This window comes from Streptomyces sp. NBC_01477, from assembly GCF_036227245.1.
Lineage (GTDB): Bacteria > Actinomycetota > Actinomycetes > Streptomycetales > Streptomycetaceae > Actinacidiphila.
The window spans coordinates 5,208,518-5,224,303 of the sequence record NZ_CP109445.1 but is presented as its reverse complement, the minus strand read 5'-3'; the positions used below and the strand labels follow the sequence as shown (position 1 = coordinate 5,224,303).

The 15,786-nt window shown below is 68.3% G+C and carries 15 protein-coding genes and 3 pseudogenes; 11 read left to right on the top strand and 7 right to left on the bottom strand.

Annotation, left to right across the window (positions count from 1 at the left end):
* Nucleotides 1-277 precede the first annotated feature (277 nt).
* Nucleotides 278-811: an NUDIX hydrolase gene (locus OHA86_RS22220; RefSeq protein ID WP_329177872.1), complete on the top strand. Its 534-nt coding sequence runs from the start codon at nucleotides 278-280 to the stop codon at nucleotides 809-811.
* On the opposite strand, the gene OHA86_RS22215 is transcribed toward OHA86_RS22220, so the two are convergent.
* Complete coding sequence (locus OHA86_RS22215) at nucleotides 812-2,122, bottom strand: hypothetical protein (RefSeq protein WP_329177871.1); 1,311 nt, start codon at nucleotides 2,120-2,122, stop codon at nucleotides 812-814.
* A gap of 227 nt (nucleotides 2,123-2,349) precedes the next feature.
* Here OHA86_RS22215 and OHA86_RS22210 point away from each other — a divergent pair, with 227 nt between their 5' ends.
* The 3 genes from OHA86_RS22210 to OHA86_RS22200 all read left to right on the top strand — a co-directional run bounded on the left by OHA86_RS22210 (nucleotide 2,350) and on the right by OHA86_RS22200 (nucleotide 4,690).
* Nucleotides 2,350-3,258, top strand: a complete 909-nt coding sequence (locus tag OHA86_RS22210; RefSeq protein WP_329177869.1) for an ATP-binding protein — start codon at nucleotides 2,350-2,352, stop codon at nucleotides 3,256-3,258.
* Between the two features lie 190 nt (nucleotides 3,259-3,448).
* A complete protein-coding gene (locus OHA86_RS22205) occupies nucleotides 3,449-3,955 on the top strand; it encodes a hypothetical protein (RefSeq protein WP_329177867.1) in 507 nt (168 codons plus the stop codon).
* 81 nt (nucleotides 3,956-4,036) lie between these two features.
* On the top strand, nucleotides 4,037-4,690 hold the full coding sequence (locus tag OHA86_RS22200) for a class I SAM-dependent methyltransferase (RefSeq protein ID WP_329177864.1): 654 nt from the start codon (nucleotides 4,037-4,039) through the stop codon (nucleotides 4,688-4,690).
* 468 nt (nucleotides 4,691-5,158) lie between these two features.
* Here OHA86_RS22200 and OHA86_RS22195 read toward each other — a convergent pair.
* Together OHA86_RS22195 and OHA86_RS22190 are read right to left on the bottom strand one after the other, a co-directional pair.
* Nucleotides 5,159-6,197: pseudogene (locus OHA86_RS22195) on the bottom strand (DUF3631 domain-containing protein).
* A 570-nt stretch (nucleotides 6,198-6,767) separates the two neighbouring features.
* Nucleotides 6,768-7,001, bottom strand: coding sequence for a hypothetical protein (locus tag OHA86_RS22190; protein ID WP_329182501.1), 234 nt, complete (start codon nucleotides 6,999-7,001; stop codon nucleotides 6,768-6,770).
* Between the two features lie 94 nt (nucleotides 7,002-7,095).
* On the opposite strand from OHA86_RS22190, the pseudogene OHA86_RS22185 reads away from it, so the two are divergent.
* Both OHA86_RS22185 and OHA86_RS22180 read left to right on the top strand, forming a co-directional pair.
* Nucleotides 7,096-7,461: pseudogene (locus OHA86_RS22185) on the top strand (helix-turn-helix domain-containing protein); the annotation flags it as partial.
* Nucleotides 7,462-7,600: 139 nt separating this feature from the next.
* Nucleotides 7,601-9,132: pseudogene (locus OHA86_RS22180) on the top strand (site-specific integrase).
* A gap of 57 nt (nucleotides 9,133-9,189) precedes the next feature.
* Here OHA86_RS22180 and OHA86_RS22175 read toward each other — a convergent pair.
* From OHA86_RS22175 to OHA86_RS22160, 4 genes are all read right to left on the bottom strand, one after another.
* Nucleotides 9,190-10,887, bottom strand: a complete 1,698-nt coding sequence (locus OHA86_RS22175) for an SIR2 family protein (protein ID WP_329177862.1) — start codon at nucleotides 10,885-10,887, stop codon at nucleotides 9,190-9,192.
* A gap of 642 nt (nucleotides 10,888-11,529) precedes the next feature.
* Entirely contained in the window at nucleotides 11,530-13,119 is a 1,590-nt protein-coding gene (locus OHA86_RS22170) for a site-specific integrase (protein WP_329177861.1), read from the bottom strand.
* 14 nt (nucleotides 13,120-13,133) lie between these two features.
* A complete protein-coding gene (locus OHA86_RS22165; protein WP_329177860.1) occupies nucleotides 13,134-13,409 on the bottom strand; it encodes a hypothetical protein in 276 nt (91 codons plus the stop codon).
* Entirely contained in the window at nucleotides 13,406-13,858 is a 453-nt protein-coding gene (locus tag OHA86_RS22160) for a helix-turn-helix domain-containing protein (protein WP_329177858.1), read from the bottom strand. Before OHA86_RS22160 ends, OHA86_RS22165 begins: the two co-directional genes overlap by 4 nt.
* Before the next feature lie 176 nt (nucleotides 13,859-14,034).
* Between OHA86_RS22160 and OHA86_RS22155 the strand changes: the two genes are divergently transcribed.
* From OHA86_RS22155 to OHA86_RS22135, 5 genes are all read left to right on the top strand, one after another.
* Nucleotides 14,035-14,283 carry a helix-turn-helix domain-containing protein gene (locus OHA86_RS22155; RefSeq protein ID WP_329177856.1) on the top strand — a complete coding sequence of 83 codons (249 nt, stop codon included), beginning with the start codon at nucleotides 14,035-14,037 and terminating at the stop codon, nucleotides 14,281-14,283.
* Nucleotides 14,280-14,582 carry a hypothetical protein gene (locus OHA86_RS22150; protein ID WP_329177855.1) on the top strand — a complete coding sequence of 101 codons (303 nt, stop codon included), beginning with the start codon at nucleotides 14,280-14,282 and terminating at the stop codon, nucleotides 14,580-14,582. The genes OHA86_RS22155 and OHA86_RS22150 overlap by 4 nt, the downstream gene beginning before the upstream one ends.
* Before the next feature lie 80 nt (nucleotides 14,583-14,662).
* Nucleotides 14,663-14,983 carry a hypothetical protein gene (locus OHA86_RS22145; protein ID WP_329177854.1) on the top strand — a complete coding sequence of 107 codons (321 nt, stop codon included), beginning with the start codon at nucleotides 14,663-14,665 and terminating at the stop codon, nucleotides 14,981-14,983.
* Nucleotides 14,980-15,483 (top strand): hypothetical protein, encoded by a 504-nt coding sequence (locus OHA86_RS22140; RefSeq protein ID WP_329177853.1) that lies wholly within the window; start codon nucleotides 14,980-14,982, stop codon nucleotides 15,481-15,483. Before OHA86_RS22145 ends, OHA86_RS22140 begins: the two co-directional genes overlap by 4 nt.
* A complete protein-coding gene (locus tag OHA86_RS22135) occupies nucleotides 15,480-15,785 on the top strand; it encodes a hypothetical protein (RefSeq protein WP_329177852.1) in 306 nt (101 codons plus the stop codon). The genes OHA86_RS22140 and OHA86_RS22135 overlap by 4 nt, the downstream gene beginning before the upstream one ends.
* The last annotated feature ends 1 nt before the right edge of the window (nucleotide 15,786 follow it).

The following is a 15,786-nucleotide window of genomic DNA, read 5'->3' as shown; positions in this document are numbered from 1 at the left end:
CCTGGCCAGGGAGTGCCGGACGGTGGTGGCCAGTGGGGCGCCGTCCGAAACTCGCAGGTCAGACGGACAGGGGTTGCCGCCTTGTCCGTACCGCCCCGCCCAGTGCCAGCGCATCCGCTCACGCATCGCTCACGCATCCGGCCGTTCGAATGGCCTCGTCCCGAGGTCGTCCGGTCGTTGCACCCGATAGTCGTCAGTGTGACGTGAAGTCGCCCGAACGGGCCGCCCGAGGCCGCCACGTCTGAGATGCTGAGGCAGATCGAGAGGGGCCGCAGCGATGCAGTGGAAGATCCACGGGGAACGTCCGATCTACGAGAACCCCTGGGTGAACGTGTGGTTGGTCGACGTCGAGCAGCCGGACGGGAAGCGGTGGGAGCACCACGTGCTCAAGCTGCGGCATCTGGCTGTGGCAGCCGTGGTGAACAGTGAGAAGCAGGTGCTGATGATGTGGCGGCACCGCTTCATCACGGACTCCTGGGCCTGGGAACTGCCCATGGGCCTGGTCGAGGCCGGCGAGACTCCGGCCGAGGCTGCCGCACGCGAAGTGATGGAGGAGACCGGTTGGCGCACAAGCGAGATGACGCCGCTGATCTACGCCCAGCCGGCCAACGGGATCACCGACTCGGAGCACTTCGTCTTCCGTGCCGACGCGGTGGAGTACGTGGGTCCTCCTACCGAACTCAACGAGTCGGACCGGCTTGAGTGGATCCCGCTGTCCAAGTTGCGCGGCATGATCGACCACCGCGAAATCGTCAGCAGCGGGACCCTCGTGGGAGTCCTCTACCTGCTGCTGGACGAGGCGGGACTCTAGTCAGACCGCTGTCTCCGCCAGCCGGGCGTCCAGCTCCGCGACGGGCCGGAAAGTGCGGAATGGCGTGAGCAGGTGACGGAAGTCCCGCAGGTGTGCGGTCACGCGGGGCGAGTCGACGGTCGCGGACAGGTTCAGGGCGTCACTCGCCGCTAGGCATGCCTCCTCCACCTGGCCGCGTTGCAGCTGGGTCCTCGCCAGCCAGAAGGAATGGAATGCCCGGCCGCGCAGGTTCGTCTCCGGTTCATCGCGCAGCGCTTCCGTGATCAACGGTTCGGCAGCACCCGCGTCCCCGAGCTGCCCGAGCGCGATGCCGATGTCCACGGTGAGCTTGGTCCGGTCGAAGTAACTCACCCACGGTGGGTCGTCGTCTGCGGATCCAACCTGCCCGAACTGCAACTGCGCTTCGGTGATGGCCGCATGGGTCGCCGTTCGGTCGCGCGCGCTGGCGTGGCCGAACGCTTCGCGGACGTGCAGCATCGCCATCAGCCTCGGAGTACCTCCCTCGTGGCGGGCAACGTCCTGGGCGGTCCGTGCCAGCGTGACGGCTTCCTCGGCCCTGTCCTGGTAAGTGGCTTGGAGGCTCAGGCAGGCGAGGACGTTGGCGACGAAGGCCCGGTCGTCGATCGCGCGGGCCAGACGCAGGGACTGGGTGAAGTACGCCCTCGCTGTGCTGTACTGCCGTGCGTCGAAAAGCGTCCACCCGGCCAGCCGGGCGAGTTCCGCAGCGATGCCGTGCAGACTGCGTCGGTAGTTCGGATCTGTGCTGTCGGCCAGTAAGCCCATGACATACCTGAGTTGCCCGATCACAGCAGGCCGTAGGGCCTCGCCACCGTGCTCGTCGTCCCGCCGCCAGTAGTCCTCGATCGAGGTCTGGAGGGACCGAAGCGTGCTTGGGGTGACCTTCGTAGCTGCCGCGATTGCGAGAATGCTGTCCAGATCCTCTGGTTCAGGTGGGATGGAACTCGGCCCAGGGGCCACCTGAACGGATCTGCGCTCGGGTGGATTGGAGGCCGAGGCCCGTCCTTCCCAGTCCCGCGACGCGAGGCCGAGCATGTGACCGGGAACCCGCAGGCCGTCCGCGACGCGTTCGATCACGCTCATGTTCGTGATGGTCCGGCGACCGGAAATGACCTCGCCGACCCTGCTCGGAGTCAGCTCACACTGGCGGGCGATGCGTGAGACGTGAAACCCGCCCCTTGCTTTCGCCAAGCCGAAGACCTTCGTGAAGTTGCGCGCGGCGCAGGCAGCGATCATCTCGGGATCCGCCAGAAGACGAGCGGGCAGGCCGACCGCTCCTGTTGGTTCGATCATGTCCGGCGCCCCCTCGTACGGGAGTGTGATCGCTCACCGTCACACGAGTTCACTTACTGCGAGTTTACCCACCGTGGGTGTCCACGCTGGCCTTATCCCAGAACGGGCCGCTGGAACAGTCTGAGATTCCTTACCGGAGCTGGCCTCCGGAGGGAAGCGACAAGCCCCGTGCTGTACCGAAGTCAGCGGCATGGCACGGCATCCAGCGTCTCGAAAGGTCCCCAGCGATGTCCGACACCATCTCGGATACCTGCCCCACTACTTTCGGTTTCCGCGTTGAGGCCGAGCAAAAGGCCGTGCCCCAAGCCCGTCGCAAGATCGTCGCCTTGGTGCGGGACTGGGATGTGCCGCTGCCGGACGACGCCCTGGGCGACCTGGAGTTGCTTTCCGCCGAGCTGATCACGAATGCCGTCCGGCACACCGATTCCTCCTGCGCGGTGGCCGTGCGCTGGACAGGCGTACGGGTCCGCGTCGAGGTCACCGACGTGAATCCTGCCCGCCCGCACCGGCGCCACGGCTCGCTGGAAGCGGAGGGCGGGCGCGGCCTGCTCCTGGTCGAGTCCCTGGCCACCACCTGGGGAAGCACTCCCGACCCGGCCGGGAAGACCGTCTGGTTCGAACTCGGGCCGTCCGACGGAACGCCTCCTCCCTGGAGCACCCCGGGCAAGTGGGCAATCACCACCGACAGCGGCGCGGCGGCGTCCGGCTACCTCCCCGCCTGGGCAGAGGACGACCCGACCGAGGCCAATGTGCCCATGGACCAGCTGCCGGAACGGCTGGCCGGCATCAACCACCGGAACTTCTTCGAAGGCCCGATGCTGCCCCTCACCGCCCCGGACGTATGGGAAGGGGTCGAGGAGGACGTGGTCTTCGAGGGCAGCATCGACTGCAACCCCTACGACCCCGACCCCGGCCTCCGCGTGCCGGCCGTCAACCTCCAGGTCTGCGTAGGGCGCTGGATTCTCGGCCTTGACCCGCTGGGAGTCGCTGAGATCGCCGCGAAACTCCGCGCCCACGCCGACTTCCTCGACGCGAAGGTCCGCCCCGCGCTCATCGCCGCCCGCGAGGACTGGGCCGCCCACCAGCCGTCTGCCCAGCAACGCTCGCCAACCGCGGGCCTGGGAGACCGCACCTAACCGGCACCCTCGCCGCCCTGGCCCCTCCCCGCTGGCGCGGCTGTGCGAGCGCCCCTAGCGAGCCCAGGCGCCGGTGGATGTTGCCGGTCGCCCGGAGCCCGGACTGCACGACGTCACGCTCTCAGGGCGCCGTGCGGGTCCCCAGCAGCTGGCTGGCGGACCAGAACCCCCAGAATAGGAGGACAGCACCATGACCACAGCCGTCCAGATCGACACCGGTATCGGACTACGCACCCGGGACCCGAAGGAACTCCTCAACGCCGTCCAGCCCCACATCGCGCACCTGACCGTCAACATCCTCGACAGCGGCATGACCCTCTGGGACCGCGAGATCGCCCTCCTGCTGCGTGACCACACCATGGTCCGCGACATGGCCGAACGCATTCTCGGCAACGCCGTCATGTACACCCTCGCCTGCATCGAGCACCCCGAGGTGCACCTCGGCGTCGGCAAACTCGTCGACACCGGCGTCCACCAGCTCATCCTCGACACGCCCGTCTGGTTCGCCCTTTGCGATCTCTACAACGGCGGTCGGTACAAGCACCACGCGCCGTTCATCGAGCGCCGCAGCGACGGACTGTGCCTGCGCACTGCGGACTTCCTCACCTCGATCGGCTTCGAGATCGACACCGAGCTGTGGGCGATCGACGGCACGGACTGCTCGCCGTGCGACAACAAGGTCCCCGACAGCCACTGAACCGAACGGTGCCTCGCCCGCCCGGTGCCTGCGGGCATCATGGGGCGGGGCGCCGCCTTCTTCGGCAAGCAGAGGACACACATGCCTGCGCAACACGACATCGTCGCCGAGACCGAACTGTGGGACACCTACGCCCGCACCGCCTTCAAGGACGAAGCCGAGCCGGTCTTCCGCTGGACGCAGTACGCCGGCCACGGCCCCGGCCCTGAGCTCCTGGGCGACCCGGGCAGTGTCCTGGAGATCGGCTGCGGCACCGGGCGCGCGCTCGCCCACCTGGCGCAGAACGGCGTGAAGGCCACAGGCGTGGACCTGTCTCCTGTGATGGTCGAGAAGATCGCTGAGCGCTGGGCGCCGTCAGGAGCGCAGTTCCACTGCGCCGAAGTGCTGGACTACCTCCGCTCCACCGCCGAGACCTACGACGCGGTGTACTCGATCTTCGGCGCGGCCTGGTTCACGGACCCGTCGAAGCTCTTCCCGCTCGTCCGCCGCCAACTCAATCCCGGCGGGACCTTCGTCTTCTCCCAGCCACCCGCGATCCCGGGCGCCTATGGCCCACAGGGCATGTACAAGGGTGGCTTCGCGGGGAAGGCCATGTTCACCTACCGCTACAGCTACCGCCCGCCCGTATGGGAACGCCTGCTCACCCGCGCGGGCTTCGCCACCGCCGAGGCCCGCGTCCTGGACGCCCCCGAGCCTGACCACATTGGCACGCTCCTGGTCCGCGCCGAGGCCTGACGCGGAGCCCAGCTCGGGTGCCTCGCGCCTGCGGTCTGCGGCCGACACGCGGACGGGCAGGGGTCGCGTCGTCTCCCCCAGGACCCGGGCGCCGTCGCTCGGGTACTCGTGTCCTCGTCCCCCGGCGAGGACACGTGCGCAGGACGGGCGGTAGGACCGTCCGGCGCGACAACTTGCTCCGCTCGGGGCAAGGAGTCCTTACCCCACAACTTGCTCTTCCGGGGTAAGCGCTGCTTACCCCACAACTTGCTCGCCGCCTCTCGGCCTCGTTTACCACTCGCTTGGTCCGGCGTCTTTCACTGCCGTGGACTGCGACGTCGGCCGAGATCAGGCGGGACCTGTCCCACCCGTTGCGCTCCTGGTCAGCGCAGGTACGGGTGGAATTCTGATGCGGGTCGACCCGTTGCGGGACAACGACCCGTCCCCGTGCTGACCTGCACGGGGACGGGTGGGGCGGGTGGATGCGGGTCAGCGCTCGCCGCCTGGGGCCGTCTCCGGCCGGGGGCAGTAGCGAGCCCAGGCGTCGGCGAACTGGTGGCGGGCGAAGCCTCGGCGCTGGGTGCGGTCGGGGAAGCGGCGGTTGGCCGCGCTGATGCCGAAGTCCTTCAGCAGCAGTTGCAGGCCCCGCGCCGTCAGGCCATGCGACCCGTGCTCGCGCCAGGGAGCCTCGCTGTCGGCGTGCAGGGCGGCAAGCAGCTGCTCGGTCGACAGCAGCGTCGGGTCGCCGCACGCGGCGAACACCGCGCGAATGTCGGCCAGGATGCGGATCGCGAGCGCGGCCTCCTGATCGTTGCCTTCCTCCTGCGTCGTCAGCACACGGCACGCCTGCCGGGCGCGCTGCGGCCACCCGCCTCCGGCGAGGTCGGCGACCGCCACCAGCGGCTCCCACGTGTCCGCCGCCCTGTCCTCGACCGGCATCACCGGCTCCCATCGACGCCGCCCTGTCGGTCAGCGGCACCAGCCATACCGCCAACCGGTCCCGCAAACCGTGCAACTGCGGGGTGTCTCGGCGAGAGCGGAAGGGCAGCACCTTCTCCCCCGGTGCGCGCCTCCGCATCCGGATCACCACCGCCCGATCCATGATCGTGTCCGGCAGGTCGCCTATCCCGGCCAGCGCCGCCATGGCGAAGGTGCGGAATTTGGTCGGCTTGTGCTCCGGGCCGACAACCCGGGTGGTGGGACGGTTTCGCTGGTGCCCGGAGTTGAGGAGTCCGCGCATCTCCTCGTTCTTCTCCGCGACCTTCACGCCGCCGAATATCGTGTCGGCCTCGTCCACCAGCAGCGTCGGCGGCTGCTCCGTGATCGACCGGAAGATCGCCGCCGGAGTCGAGTTGACCGTGATGAAGGGGTCGTGGACCGTGTCGTGCAGCACGTCCAGCAGCCGTGACTTCCCGCACCGCTTCGCCGGACCGACCACCGCCAGGCGCGGCGCGTGCTGCCACGCAGGCTGGAGATGAGTGGCCGCGATCCACAAGGTGACCGCGTCCAGGGCCTCTCCGCTCGGCATGACCACCTACCGGGCAACCGCTGACCGCAGCTCGGTCAGCAGGTCAGCGCCCTCCGAGAGCCCCGTCCTCGGCGGTGGATCGACCGGACCGGTCGGCTGACCGACCGCGGTGACCGGCTCTCGGTCAGTGACCGCGGTCAGGCGACCGGGCGTTCCGGTCAGCCGGTCAGTGACCGGAGGAGGCCCGGTCACCGCAGCCAACCGGGCGGCGGACGGCTCTGGCTCGTCGGTCAGTTCCGCGAGCGGCTGCCGTGTCGTACGGTCCGGCTGACCGGGTACGGTGACCGGCGGCCAGGCCGCCGCAGGGGGTGCGTCCCGGACAGCAGCTGTCGTAGGCTGCATGCGTAGCTCCTCGACCGGTGGGTGCAGGCTGGCCGGCCCGCCCGACCTGGGTTGAACGTTTGTGGCGTACAGGGGAGTTGTGAGCCTCCGGCGTTGGCGCGTCGGGGGCTCGTTCGTTCTCGGCGGTTGGCGCCGCGCGAGCGACCACGGACAGTACGACGAAGACCTGCCCCAGTCCACGGGATCTTGAGCGGCGCCCTTCATGCGCGCGTGCGGGGACCACGGACGTCATGCTGCGAGCCCGAGCAGGGCCTGCAGCTCGGCCGTCACGACGCGATACGAGTTGCCCAACCGCAGAACGCGGCACGGATACTGCCCACACTTGGCCAACTCATAGCCCTTGCTCCTCCCCAGCCCGAGTGCGCGGTTCGCCGTCTCCAGGTCCACCGCCGTGGGCAGCAACAGCAGTTCGTCCTTGGCCATCCCCAGCACCACCGGCCGGGTCGTACCGCTCTCACTCATACCTGCCACCTCACACATACAGCTCTCGGCGAACGCGGTCTCGCATCCGGCTCCAAGCCCAGGTCAGGAGGGTGCACCAAGCTATTGTGTCTCCATGACACAACGCGGTGCTGATGCTGGGCGGAATGAAGACAACGCCCCCGAGTGGGCCGACCAGGTCATGGCGACGGTCGCGGCCGAGGTCCGCCGACGCCGCAAGGAACTGGGCATGAGCGGCGAAGACCTGGCCCGCGCCTGCGCCGACCTCGGATACGCCATCCCCCGCAACGTCATCGCCAACATGGAGTCCGGCCGACGTTCCCAACTGCCCCTGGTCGAGGTCATGGTGCTCGCCAAGGCGCTCCACGTGGCGCCGATCTGCCTGATCTATCCCGTCGGCCTCGTGGACCGCGTGCAGGCCCTCCCCGACGAGGAACCGACCGACACCTTCGACGCACTCCAGTGGTTCACCGGCGAGTCGTACGACTACGACGGCCCCAGACCCCAACTGCGCGAGCGCAGAGCCGCACCGCGACAGACCTGGTCAATGGATGCCGAGGGCAACATCGTCTGGAAGGACGCCCCGGCAGACGGTCTCTGAACCTGCTGGGGGAAGCACCATGAAGGGCTCGACGCACCGCCGCTGCTACTGCCGTGACACCGAAACCGGCCGACCGCTCGGCAGCAACTGCCCCAAGCTCGCGAGCCGCAAGCACGGCTCCTACTCCATACGCCAGGAACTCCCGCCCCACGAGGACGGCACCCGCCGCTCCTTCAGCCGCGCTGGGTACGACAGCCTCAAAGCCGCCCAGGCGGACCTGGACCACGTCCGCACCCTCCTTGGCCTCGCCGACACCGAAGACCCGGACAGCGTCGAGCGCGTCGCGGCCCTGCTGGAACGCCTGGTCGAGGAGAAGGCGCCGCTGCCCGACGTGGAGGAGATCCGCCGGCGCCTCCGCTCCGGGCTTGAACTACGCGGCGGCACGACAGTCGGGGAGTGGCTAGACCTCTGGTTCGCGTCCAAGAAGCGCCGCAAGACGACCCTCAACGGCTACGCCTCGCACATCAACGTCCACCTCAAGCCCCGCATCGGGCAAATACGGCTCGACCGGCTGAACGTCGGCCACCTCGTGGAAATGTTCGACGGCATCGCCGACGCCAACGAGGCCATTGTGGCTGAGAACGAGGCTCGCCGGGCACAGATCGCGCGCTGCAAGCCGAGCGCGCCGGGTCGGCCCGTTGCCGCCGAACCGGCGCGGCTGGCGGCGGAGCGGGCGAAGCTCGCCGAGATGCCGCCCTTCCGCAAGGTGACCGGCCCGTCCACCCAGCAGGCGATACGCCGAACCCTGCGCGCGGCGCTCAACTCCGCCATCGCGCAGCAGCTCATCACCTTCAACCCGGCCTCCCACGTCGAACTCGCCCCGGGCCGCAGACCCAAGCCCCTGCTCTGGACGGACGAGCGTGTCCGGCGATGGCGGCACACCGGCGAGACACCCGGCCCGGTCATGGTGTGGACACCGCAGCAGTTCGGCATCTTCCTCGCCGCCGCCCAGGACGACCGGCTTTACGCCCTCTTCCACCTCGTCGGCTTCCGCAGCCTGCGTCGGGGCGAAGCGGTCGGCCAGGACTGGAGCAACGTCGACCTCAAGGCCGGCCTCATCACCCCGGCCAAGGAGATCGTGGTCGACGGCTGGGACCCGTACGAGGCCGAGCCGAAGACGGACGGCAGCGCCAACACCATCGCCCTGGACAGCCTGACGATCGCCGCTCTCCGCGCCCACCGGAAGCGTCAGAAGAAGGACCGCAAGAAGTGGGGCGCGGCCTGGAACGACACCGGCAAGGTCTTCACCCGCGAAGACGGCTCCTAGCTCCACCTCGAGATGGTCTCCGAGACCTTCCGCCGCATCCACGCGACGACCGACCTCCCGCCGATCACCTTCCGCGACCTCCGCCACGTGGCCGCGACCCTCACGCACGCGGGCGGCGGCGACATCCACACGGTGAAGGAGGTGCTGCGCCATTCACGATCGCGCTGACCTCGGACACGTACACGAGCCTCCTGCCCGAGCTGGACCGGGAGGTCGCCGAGAAAGCTGCAGCGCTTGTTCCTCGCGGCCATCGTGCTCGAAGCCGATCAACCTTCCACCCCTAATTCTCACGGATGAGCGGTCGGTCGAGATAGTCATGTCCCTGCAAAGCTCGCCCCGGATCACCCCCAGCGCATCTGAGTCGCCAACCTGTTGTACTCGACTTCCGTTGCTTCCTTCGCCGCAAGAAAACGTCGAGGGTTGCCAGCCAGGAACCCGTTTTGAAGCAAGGGGTGCAAGTCTCCGTGCTGGTCCAATTCCTTCTTGAGCCAGCCTGCGGGGGCCGGCCGGTACTCGTTCAGGAAACCTGTCTTGCGGATATAGGGCCAGTCCAATCCCAGACCGGCATCCTGCTGCACGATCAGGCGCAGGAACTCAAAGCGCTCCCATGCGTCGATGTACGCCGAGTCGCTGAGGACGAGGTGTTCCGTGAACACGGGGCGGAGCTGTCCGTGGAGGCGTTCAGAGGCTGTACCGAGCCCGATCGTCTGTTGCGGGCCAAGAAGCGCAGCTGCGGCCAGTACCTTCCCGCTGTATACATTCTGAGCCTGAGGTTCGCTAAGCACACGAACCAAGGTGTCCCAGCGTTCGGCAGCGAGGGCGGCAATCCCTGCCGAATAGATCACCATGGTTGCGGGGGCTCGCGCGAGATCGAGCAGTGCGGAGTCGCCGCCCGCGCTGACGGGGGAGCCGAGTTGCTCGATCTCGCGCATCCACCAGCGGTCGGTCTCGTTGTTGCCCCAGTAGGCCGTCGTAGCGACCAGGTTGAGCAACAGTTCCGCCTCGGCCTCCAGCACACCCAGCCGGCGGCCGTGCTCGGCTTGGGTGTCGGCGACATGCCAGGGGCCAGCAGTTCGTACGGGGAGAGCCGCCATGCGGCTGACTTCGCGGCGCAGCGTGTCGTGCAGTGCAATAGCCTGTCCGGTCCCGGCCAGGGCGCGCTTGGCGGTAGCAACGGCGATGGCGACGCTCGCCGGATGCTGGCGATTCGTGGCAGCGATTGCGTCCACGGCATCGGCTACTCGGCCGAAGAAAGTGTCGGCATCGGCCTGAACGTACACGGCGCTCCGTCGGGTGATCAGATCCCGGGCGTGCTCCGATGGTTCACGCGGGTCGATCCAATAGGAGGTGAATATCCGGGCAGGGCAACGGGATAGAGCGTTGCGCAGCGCGGGATCCCACGTAGCGGACCAGCCGGAGATGACGAGCCCGTAGTCCGCGAAGATCTGGTCGAGGATTTTGTCCACGGCGGGCGCATACTCTAGCAGCTCCTCGGGGGTATTGAGCATGCTCGTGGGATTCAGATAGTCGCCGTGCACGTGGACGACCAAACATTTAATGGCATGCAGTGGGGCAAGTCCGACAGCGTCAGCCGGGTCGGCAACTACGGTGGGCTCAATGCCCACCTCTCTCAACGCGGTCTCCATTAGGCGATCGAAGTTCGTCGTCAGCACGATACGTACGTGCCCGGCGGCGACCAAGCGGGCGATCGCCTGGTGCGCAGCGGTGGGCCGCTTCCGACCTTCCTCGCGGTCCTCCTGAGTGGGCTCGAAGTAGGCATGCAACAACGCCTGCCGCTCGAGCGGGGTACCCGCGAGTCGGGCCAAGAGGTCGTCGTAGGTGGCCGTGCGGTCGAAGCGCTGCTGATACCAGGCGTGCGGGTCGCCGATACCTGTGGCGCCTTCCGTAGCCGCCACCTTCCTGATCAGATCCTGCTGGACGTCCCACGCCGACGGCATGCCCGCCGCGATCGAGGCGCCAGCCCCGAGCAGGACGGCGTAGCCGCCCGGGGTGGCCCGGACGGCGAAGGCGAGATTCACGTGTGGTTCCACAACCGACCATCCTTATCACGACATGACCGAGCATCAGTCGCATGGTGCGGCCTGCCCACACCCATGTTAGCGTCATAATGACGAAAAGTAGGAGTCTTTCGACCAGCGCAGCGAGAAGAACACCGGGATCGGTGCCTGCCGGTCATCCACAACCGATACGAGGGCAAGCGCAGCCCTGTCGGGGTTCGTCGTCGCTACCTCGACGCCATCGCTTCACCCGCTGACCTTGCGAGCTCCGAACAACCGCTCACGCATCGCTCACGCACGCCCCCGGCACGGCTGTGCCCCGGCCGCTCGGAAGCGACCGGGGCACCAAACCCGCAGGTCAGAGGCGTACAACGACACCCGACCCCGTAGGCCGTGTGGGACTCGAACCCACAACCAATGGATTAAAAGTCTGGACCCCCGACCACTCCCCCACTTCACGTCACTTCACGTCGTTTCACTCGGCTTGCTAAGTCGCTGGTGAGAGGCGGTCCGGTCGCTCGCGGGCTTCATCTCACTTCACCCCATTGCACGCCACTTCACGTCGCTCGTGCGAGCGCGGTGCGAGCACAACGGCCCCTGACCCGCAGGTCAGGGGCCGTGCGCAGCTTCCCTCAAGCCCGTCCATCGTACCGCCGGGGAACGTCACTCGGCAGGCGCCGGCGCCGGGCGGGCCCGCCTTCGTGCGCGCGGGACGGCGGCAGCCGAGCGCTCCGCCAGCTCGGCGTCGTACTCGGCCCACAGCGGCATGTAGGTGTCGATGGTCAGCACGATCGTGGAGTGGCGCAGCTTCTTCTTCGCGTCGTCCATGTCCCCGCCGCCGGCCTTGACCAGTCCGGCCGCGCCGTGTCGGGTGTCCCGCAGCGTGACGGGCGGCAGGCCGGTCGCGTCGCGGATGCGGACGAAGGCGCTGGAGACGACGTCCGGGTGCAGCCAGCGGCCATCCGGAGCGCTGAACATCTTGCCGGTGTCCACCCAGTCCTCGGCCTTCTCGCCCTTCTCGCGCAGCTCGGCCGCGCGTGTGTTCCAGGCGTCCCGCTCGGCCAGCTGGTACTCGCGGTGCTCGCGCAGGATGGCCAGGGTCTCGACGTCGACCTGGACGAAGTCCTGCGACCCGGCTGTCTTCGGGGCTGTCTCGATCGGCCGCCCGCCGTCGAGGACGATCTCCTTCTGCACGGCGATGGTGCCCATCTTCCAGTCGACGCCCGCCCAGTCCTGACCAACAGCCTCGCCGCGACGAAGGCCGTGGTGGGTCATCAGGTGGAAGAAGGCGTAGAGCCGGTCGTCGACCGCGGCGTCCAGGAACTGGCCGAGCAGCGCCGGCGGCCAGACCATCACCGGGGACGGCACCTCGCCAGTCTCGCGCCAGCGCTGCACCCGGGCCGCGGTCCAGAGCAGGCCCTGGGGGCGCCGGTGGGATGTCAGCTCCACGTGGGCAGCGGCGTTGAAGGTGATCAGCTTCTGGCCGATCGCGGCGTTCAGGGCGGTGCGCAGCGTGCGCCGGATCGCGTGCAGCGTCCCAAGTCCGGTGACCTTCCGGTACGGCTTCATCTCGGCGAGCTTGGCGCGTTCCTTCGCCAGCTGCTCGCGCGCAGTGGCCGGCGGCCGGCCAGGCTTGTCCCAGCGGCAGCGCGCTTCCTGCTCGCGCCGGGCGGCGTTTTCGGCCGCGATCGTCTCGGCGGCCTCGGCGATGTCGGCGAAGAGCACGTCGAGGTGGGCGACGCCCAGGCGGTCGAGGCGGATGTGGCCGATGCGGGGGATCAGGTGGTAGGTGACGTGGCTGCGGTAGCTCGCGGTCGTCGTGCCGCGGGTCTTCTTGTTGGCGAGCCACCGGGTGAGCCACTGTCCCACGGTCATCTTGCCGTCGAGCGGGATGCCCACCCCGAGCTTGGCCGCGACGGCGGCCGGCGGGGGGATGTCGGCTCGGTCGCGCATGAGGCCCGCCAGGAAATCGCCGATGCGGCGCAGGTCGGACTCGTCTTCCTCGCCGAGTTCGAGGATGGACTGGATGCGGGCGAGGTCGGCGTTCGCGTCCTTCACCTTGGCGTAGCCGGTGCGTCGGAAGGTGCGCCGCTTCCCCTCGTCGTCACGCGGCAGCTCCTGGGCGACGGCGTAGGTGCCGTGACTGCTCTTGCTGAGCAGCGGGCAGGCGTCGCCGAGGCGGCGCCCTGTGCGCCCGCCCTCGCGGCACTCACAGCGCTTCGTAACGCCACCTGCGCGGCGCGAGCTTGCCATACGCCCCCCTCAGCTCACGACGTCGAGCTGTAAATCAACGTAAGACGACGACCAGCTTCCTGGACGATGTGACCAGTATCCCCCGGGGTGCCCTCGATATCCATGGCTGCCAACTCGCGGCCGTGCGTAATGCCCAGCAGGTACGCCTCGATGACCTTTTCAGATGGGTCGCCGCTTTTCTTGGAAAGATAATCTATGCATTCATTAAGCAATGCGGAGAACGCGCTAACAACGATTGGCTTGGTCGCAATGAAGACGATTTCCGAGACATCCGGTCGTGCAATCTTCATGCGGCACCACTCCCCGGATTCTTGCCGCTCTCCTTCGGTTCCTGCGCGAGAATTCCATTCACCAAGTCTTTAAAAAGCTGAGTGCCGCGCTCACTGTAAATGCCTACTTCCCTCGCCAATTGATCCAAAGTGGGTTTTGACCGAGAAGGCGGGGGAGCTATGACGGGAAGCATTTTCTCTGGCGCCAACCCAGAGCGAATGAGGAGTGTCCGCAGGTCGATATCCAGGGCAGAGGCGAGCCCTGGAAAGAACTTGGGGTCAGGGATGGCGCGCCCGGCCAGCATCCGCCCTACGGCCGTCTGACCCATGCCGGATCTCTCCGCGATGGCCTTCCGTCCGCCGCCGCGCGGAGAGTCGACGTCGTAGCCGGCCTCACGTGCCGCAGCCATCGCGAACTGGCCGAACCGCTCCGCTTGCGTGGGGGGGACGGGCTCCTTCGTGTCGGTCATGACTACACGCTAGCGCGAGAGTACTCGCTCCCGCGAGAGCAAGCAGGGGCGCACGAGGTGCGTTCCGGACACGCCGAGGGGGCGTACTCGCTTGCGCGAGAGTAAGAATCGGAGTTAAGTAGCTCTCGCCGGAGCTAGCAGTCGGATGGTTGCTCCGGCGAGAGCTAGGAGACTGCATGCCCAAGATCCGAATCCAGGACGAACGACTTACCCGGGCCGCCGCCGCGCACGGCGACCACACCAACTACGCCATCGCCAAGCGGACCGGCCTCTCGCAAGACACCGTCGGTCGTCTCCGCAAGGGGGCCGCCGCGCCCTCGGCCACCTCGCTCGTGACGCTCGCCCAGACGTACGGCATCCCCATGGAGGAACTGGTCGAGAACCAGACCGCCGAGGTCGCCGCGCCGGTCAAGGACCCGGCGTGAAGGCCGCGGTTGAGCCCGTGACGCTCACGCCGGAGGAGATCCGCGCGCTGCCCGCGGTCACTTCCGCCGAGGCCACCATCTGCGCCGTGTGGGGGATCAGGTCCGGCCTGTACTTCAAGCTGCTCGGCGCTGGCCAGCTGCCAGTACCGACGCACCAACTCGGCCGCAAGCGGGTCGTCTACCGCGCCGACATCCTGCGCGCGCTAAGCGAGGACACCAACGAGCACGGCGACGGCGCCGGGGCTGCCACCCCGACGCCGCTTGCCGAGACGCACAACCCCACCAGCTCTGACCAGTAGAAGGAAGCCCGTCTCATGACCAATTCCACCACGCTCTGGGCCACCTCTGCGGCGGCCGACGATCGCGCCGGCGGTGCGGTGTGACGCTCGCCCGCAACGTCGCCATCCTCAACCTGTTGGTCGCCAGTCGCCCCGATATCGCCAACCTGCCCCTCGACATCTGCGTCAGCCAGAGCGGCGACGTGGAGCTGAACGCCCACCGAGAGACTCCGGACATCCCCGGCCTCGCCGCACGTCTCGCGAAAGCGCTCCGCGTCGAGCCTGCCTCACACTCCGGCACGGCCACGGGCGGTAAGCCCTTCATCTGCCACCAGGTGACCGCGAAATACCGCGGCCTCCAGATCGCCTTTTGGGGCTACGAATACCCGGAGGGGGCCGCCGAGGCGGGTGAGGGCCCGTGAGCAGCCGCATCAGCCCAGCGGTGTGGGCGGCGCTGCCGGTGGCCCGTGCCGCACTGGAGCACCGCGACACCTCGCACGGGATTGCCGACGCGATCGTGGGCGCCCTCGACGCCGCCCAGTTGCTCCAGTCCCCGGAGACCGCCGCCGAGCTTGCGCAGCTGCGCGGCGCCGCCGAGCCGGATGCCTTGCAGGACCGCATCGCCGAGCTGGAGGGGCGGCTCGCTGCCGCCGAGGCGAGCCCGCTCGCCTGGACCGAGCAGCTCGACGCCAAGAGCCTTGACAACTTCCTCATCTCGCTCGGGCAGGCCACCGAGCACGAGCCGATGGATGGCGCGATCGCGTACATCCACGAGCTGCTGGGTTCGTTCCGGACTGCGGCCGCGGCCAAGGCGTCCACACCGGTCCCCGAGACGCTGACCGTTCGGGAGTGCGGGCACACGGACATGTACGACGCGGTGCTGGCCGAGGTGCGGGCCGCCGAGGGCGGTGAGCGCCTGTGACCAGCCTGAGCACGACGCTCGTCGCCGCCCGCGACCAAGCCCAGGCGCTGGTGCGCGACCTCGCTGCGACCGGCCAACCTGTTCTCTTCGCCGACTTCCCCACGGGCGAGACGTGCTGCTGGTGCAACTGCCCGGCGGCCGCTCCCGACACCGTGGCGTGCGGCGGGTGCACGCGCCCGGCCGAGACCGTCCTGCGGCTCTACCGCGAGGGCGCCGAGACCGACATCTGGCCGGTGTGCGCGGGTCACCTCGACGACGCCCGCCACCTCATCGCGATCTACGCCAGCACTGCACCCGGCTGAG

Coding starts and splice junctions, on each gene's coding strand:
- OHA86_RS22215 (WP_329177871.1), bottom strand. CDS start 2,122: ATGATCGAACCAACAGGAGCGGTCGGCCTGCCCGCTCGTCTTCTGGCG.
- OHA86_RS22165 (WP_329177860.1), bottom strand. CDS start 13,409: ATGAAGATTGCACGACCGGATGTCTCGGAAATCGTCTTCATTGCGACC.
- OHA86_RS22220 (WP_329177872.1), top strand. CDS start 278: ATGCAGTGGAAGATCCACGGGGAACGTCCGATCTACGAGAACCCCTGG.
- OHA86_RS22170 (WP_329177861.1), bottom strand. CDS start 13,119: ATGGCAAGCTCGCGCCGCGCAGGTGGCGTTACGAAGCGCTGTGAGTGC.
- OHA86_RS22210 (WP_329177869.1), top strand. CDS start 2,350: ATGTCCGACACCATCTCGGATACCTGCCCCACTACTTTCGGTTTCCGC.
- OHA86_RS22205 (WP_329177867.1), top strand. CDS start 3,449: ATGACCACAGCCGTCCAGATCGACACCGGTATCGGACTACGCACCCGG.
- OHA86_RS22190 (WP_329182501.1), bottom strand. CDS start 7,001: ATGAGTGAGAGCGGTACGACCCGGCCGGTGGTGCTGGGGATGGCCAAG.
- OHA86_RS22155 (WP_329177856.1), top strand. CDS start 14,035: ATGCCCAAGATCCGAATCCAGGACGAACGACTTACCCGGGCCGCCGCC.
- OHA86_RS22160 (WP_329177858.1), bottom strand. CDS start 13,858: ATGACCGACACGAAGGAGCCCGTCCCCCCCACGCAAGCGGAGCGGTTC.
- OHA86_RS22200 (WP_329177864.1), top strand. CDS start 4,037: ATGCCTGCGCAACACGACATCGTCGCCGAGACCGAACTGTGGGACACC.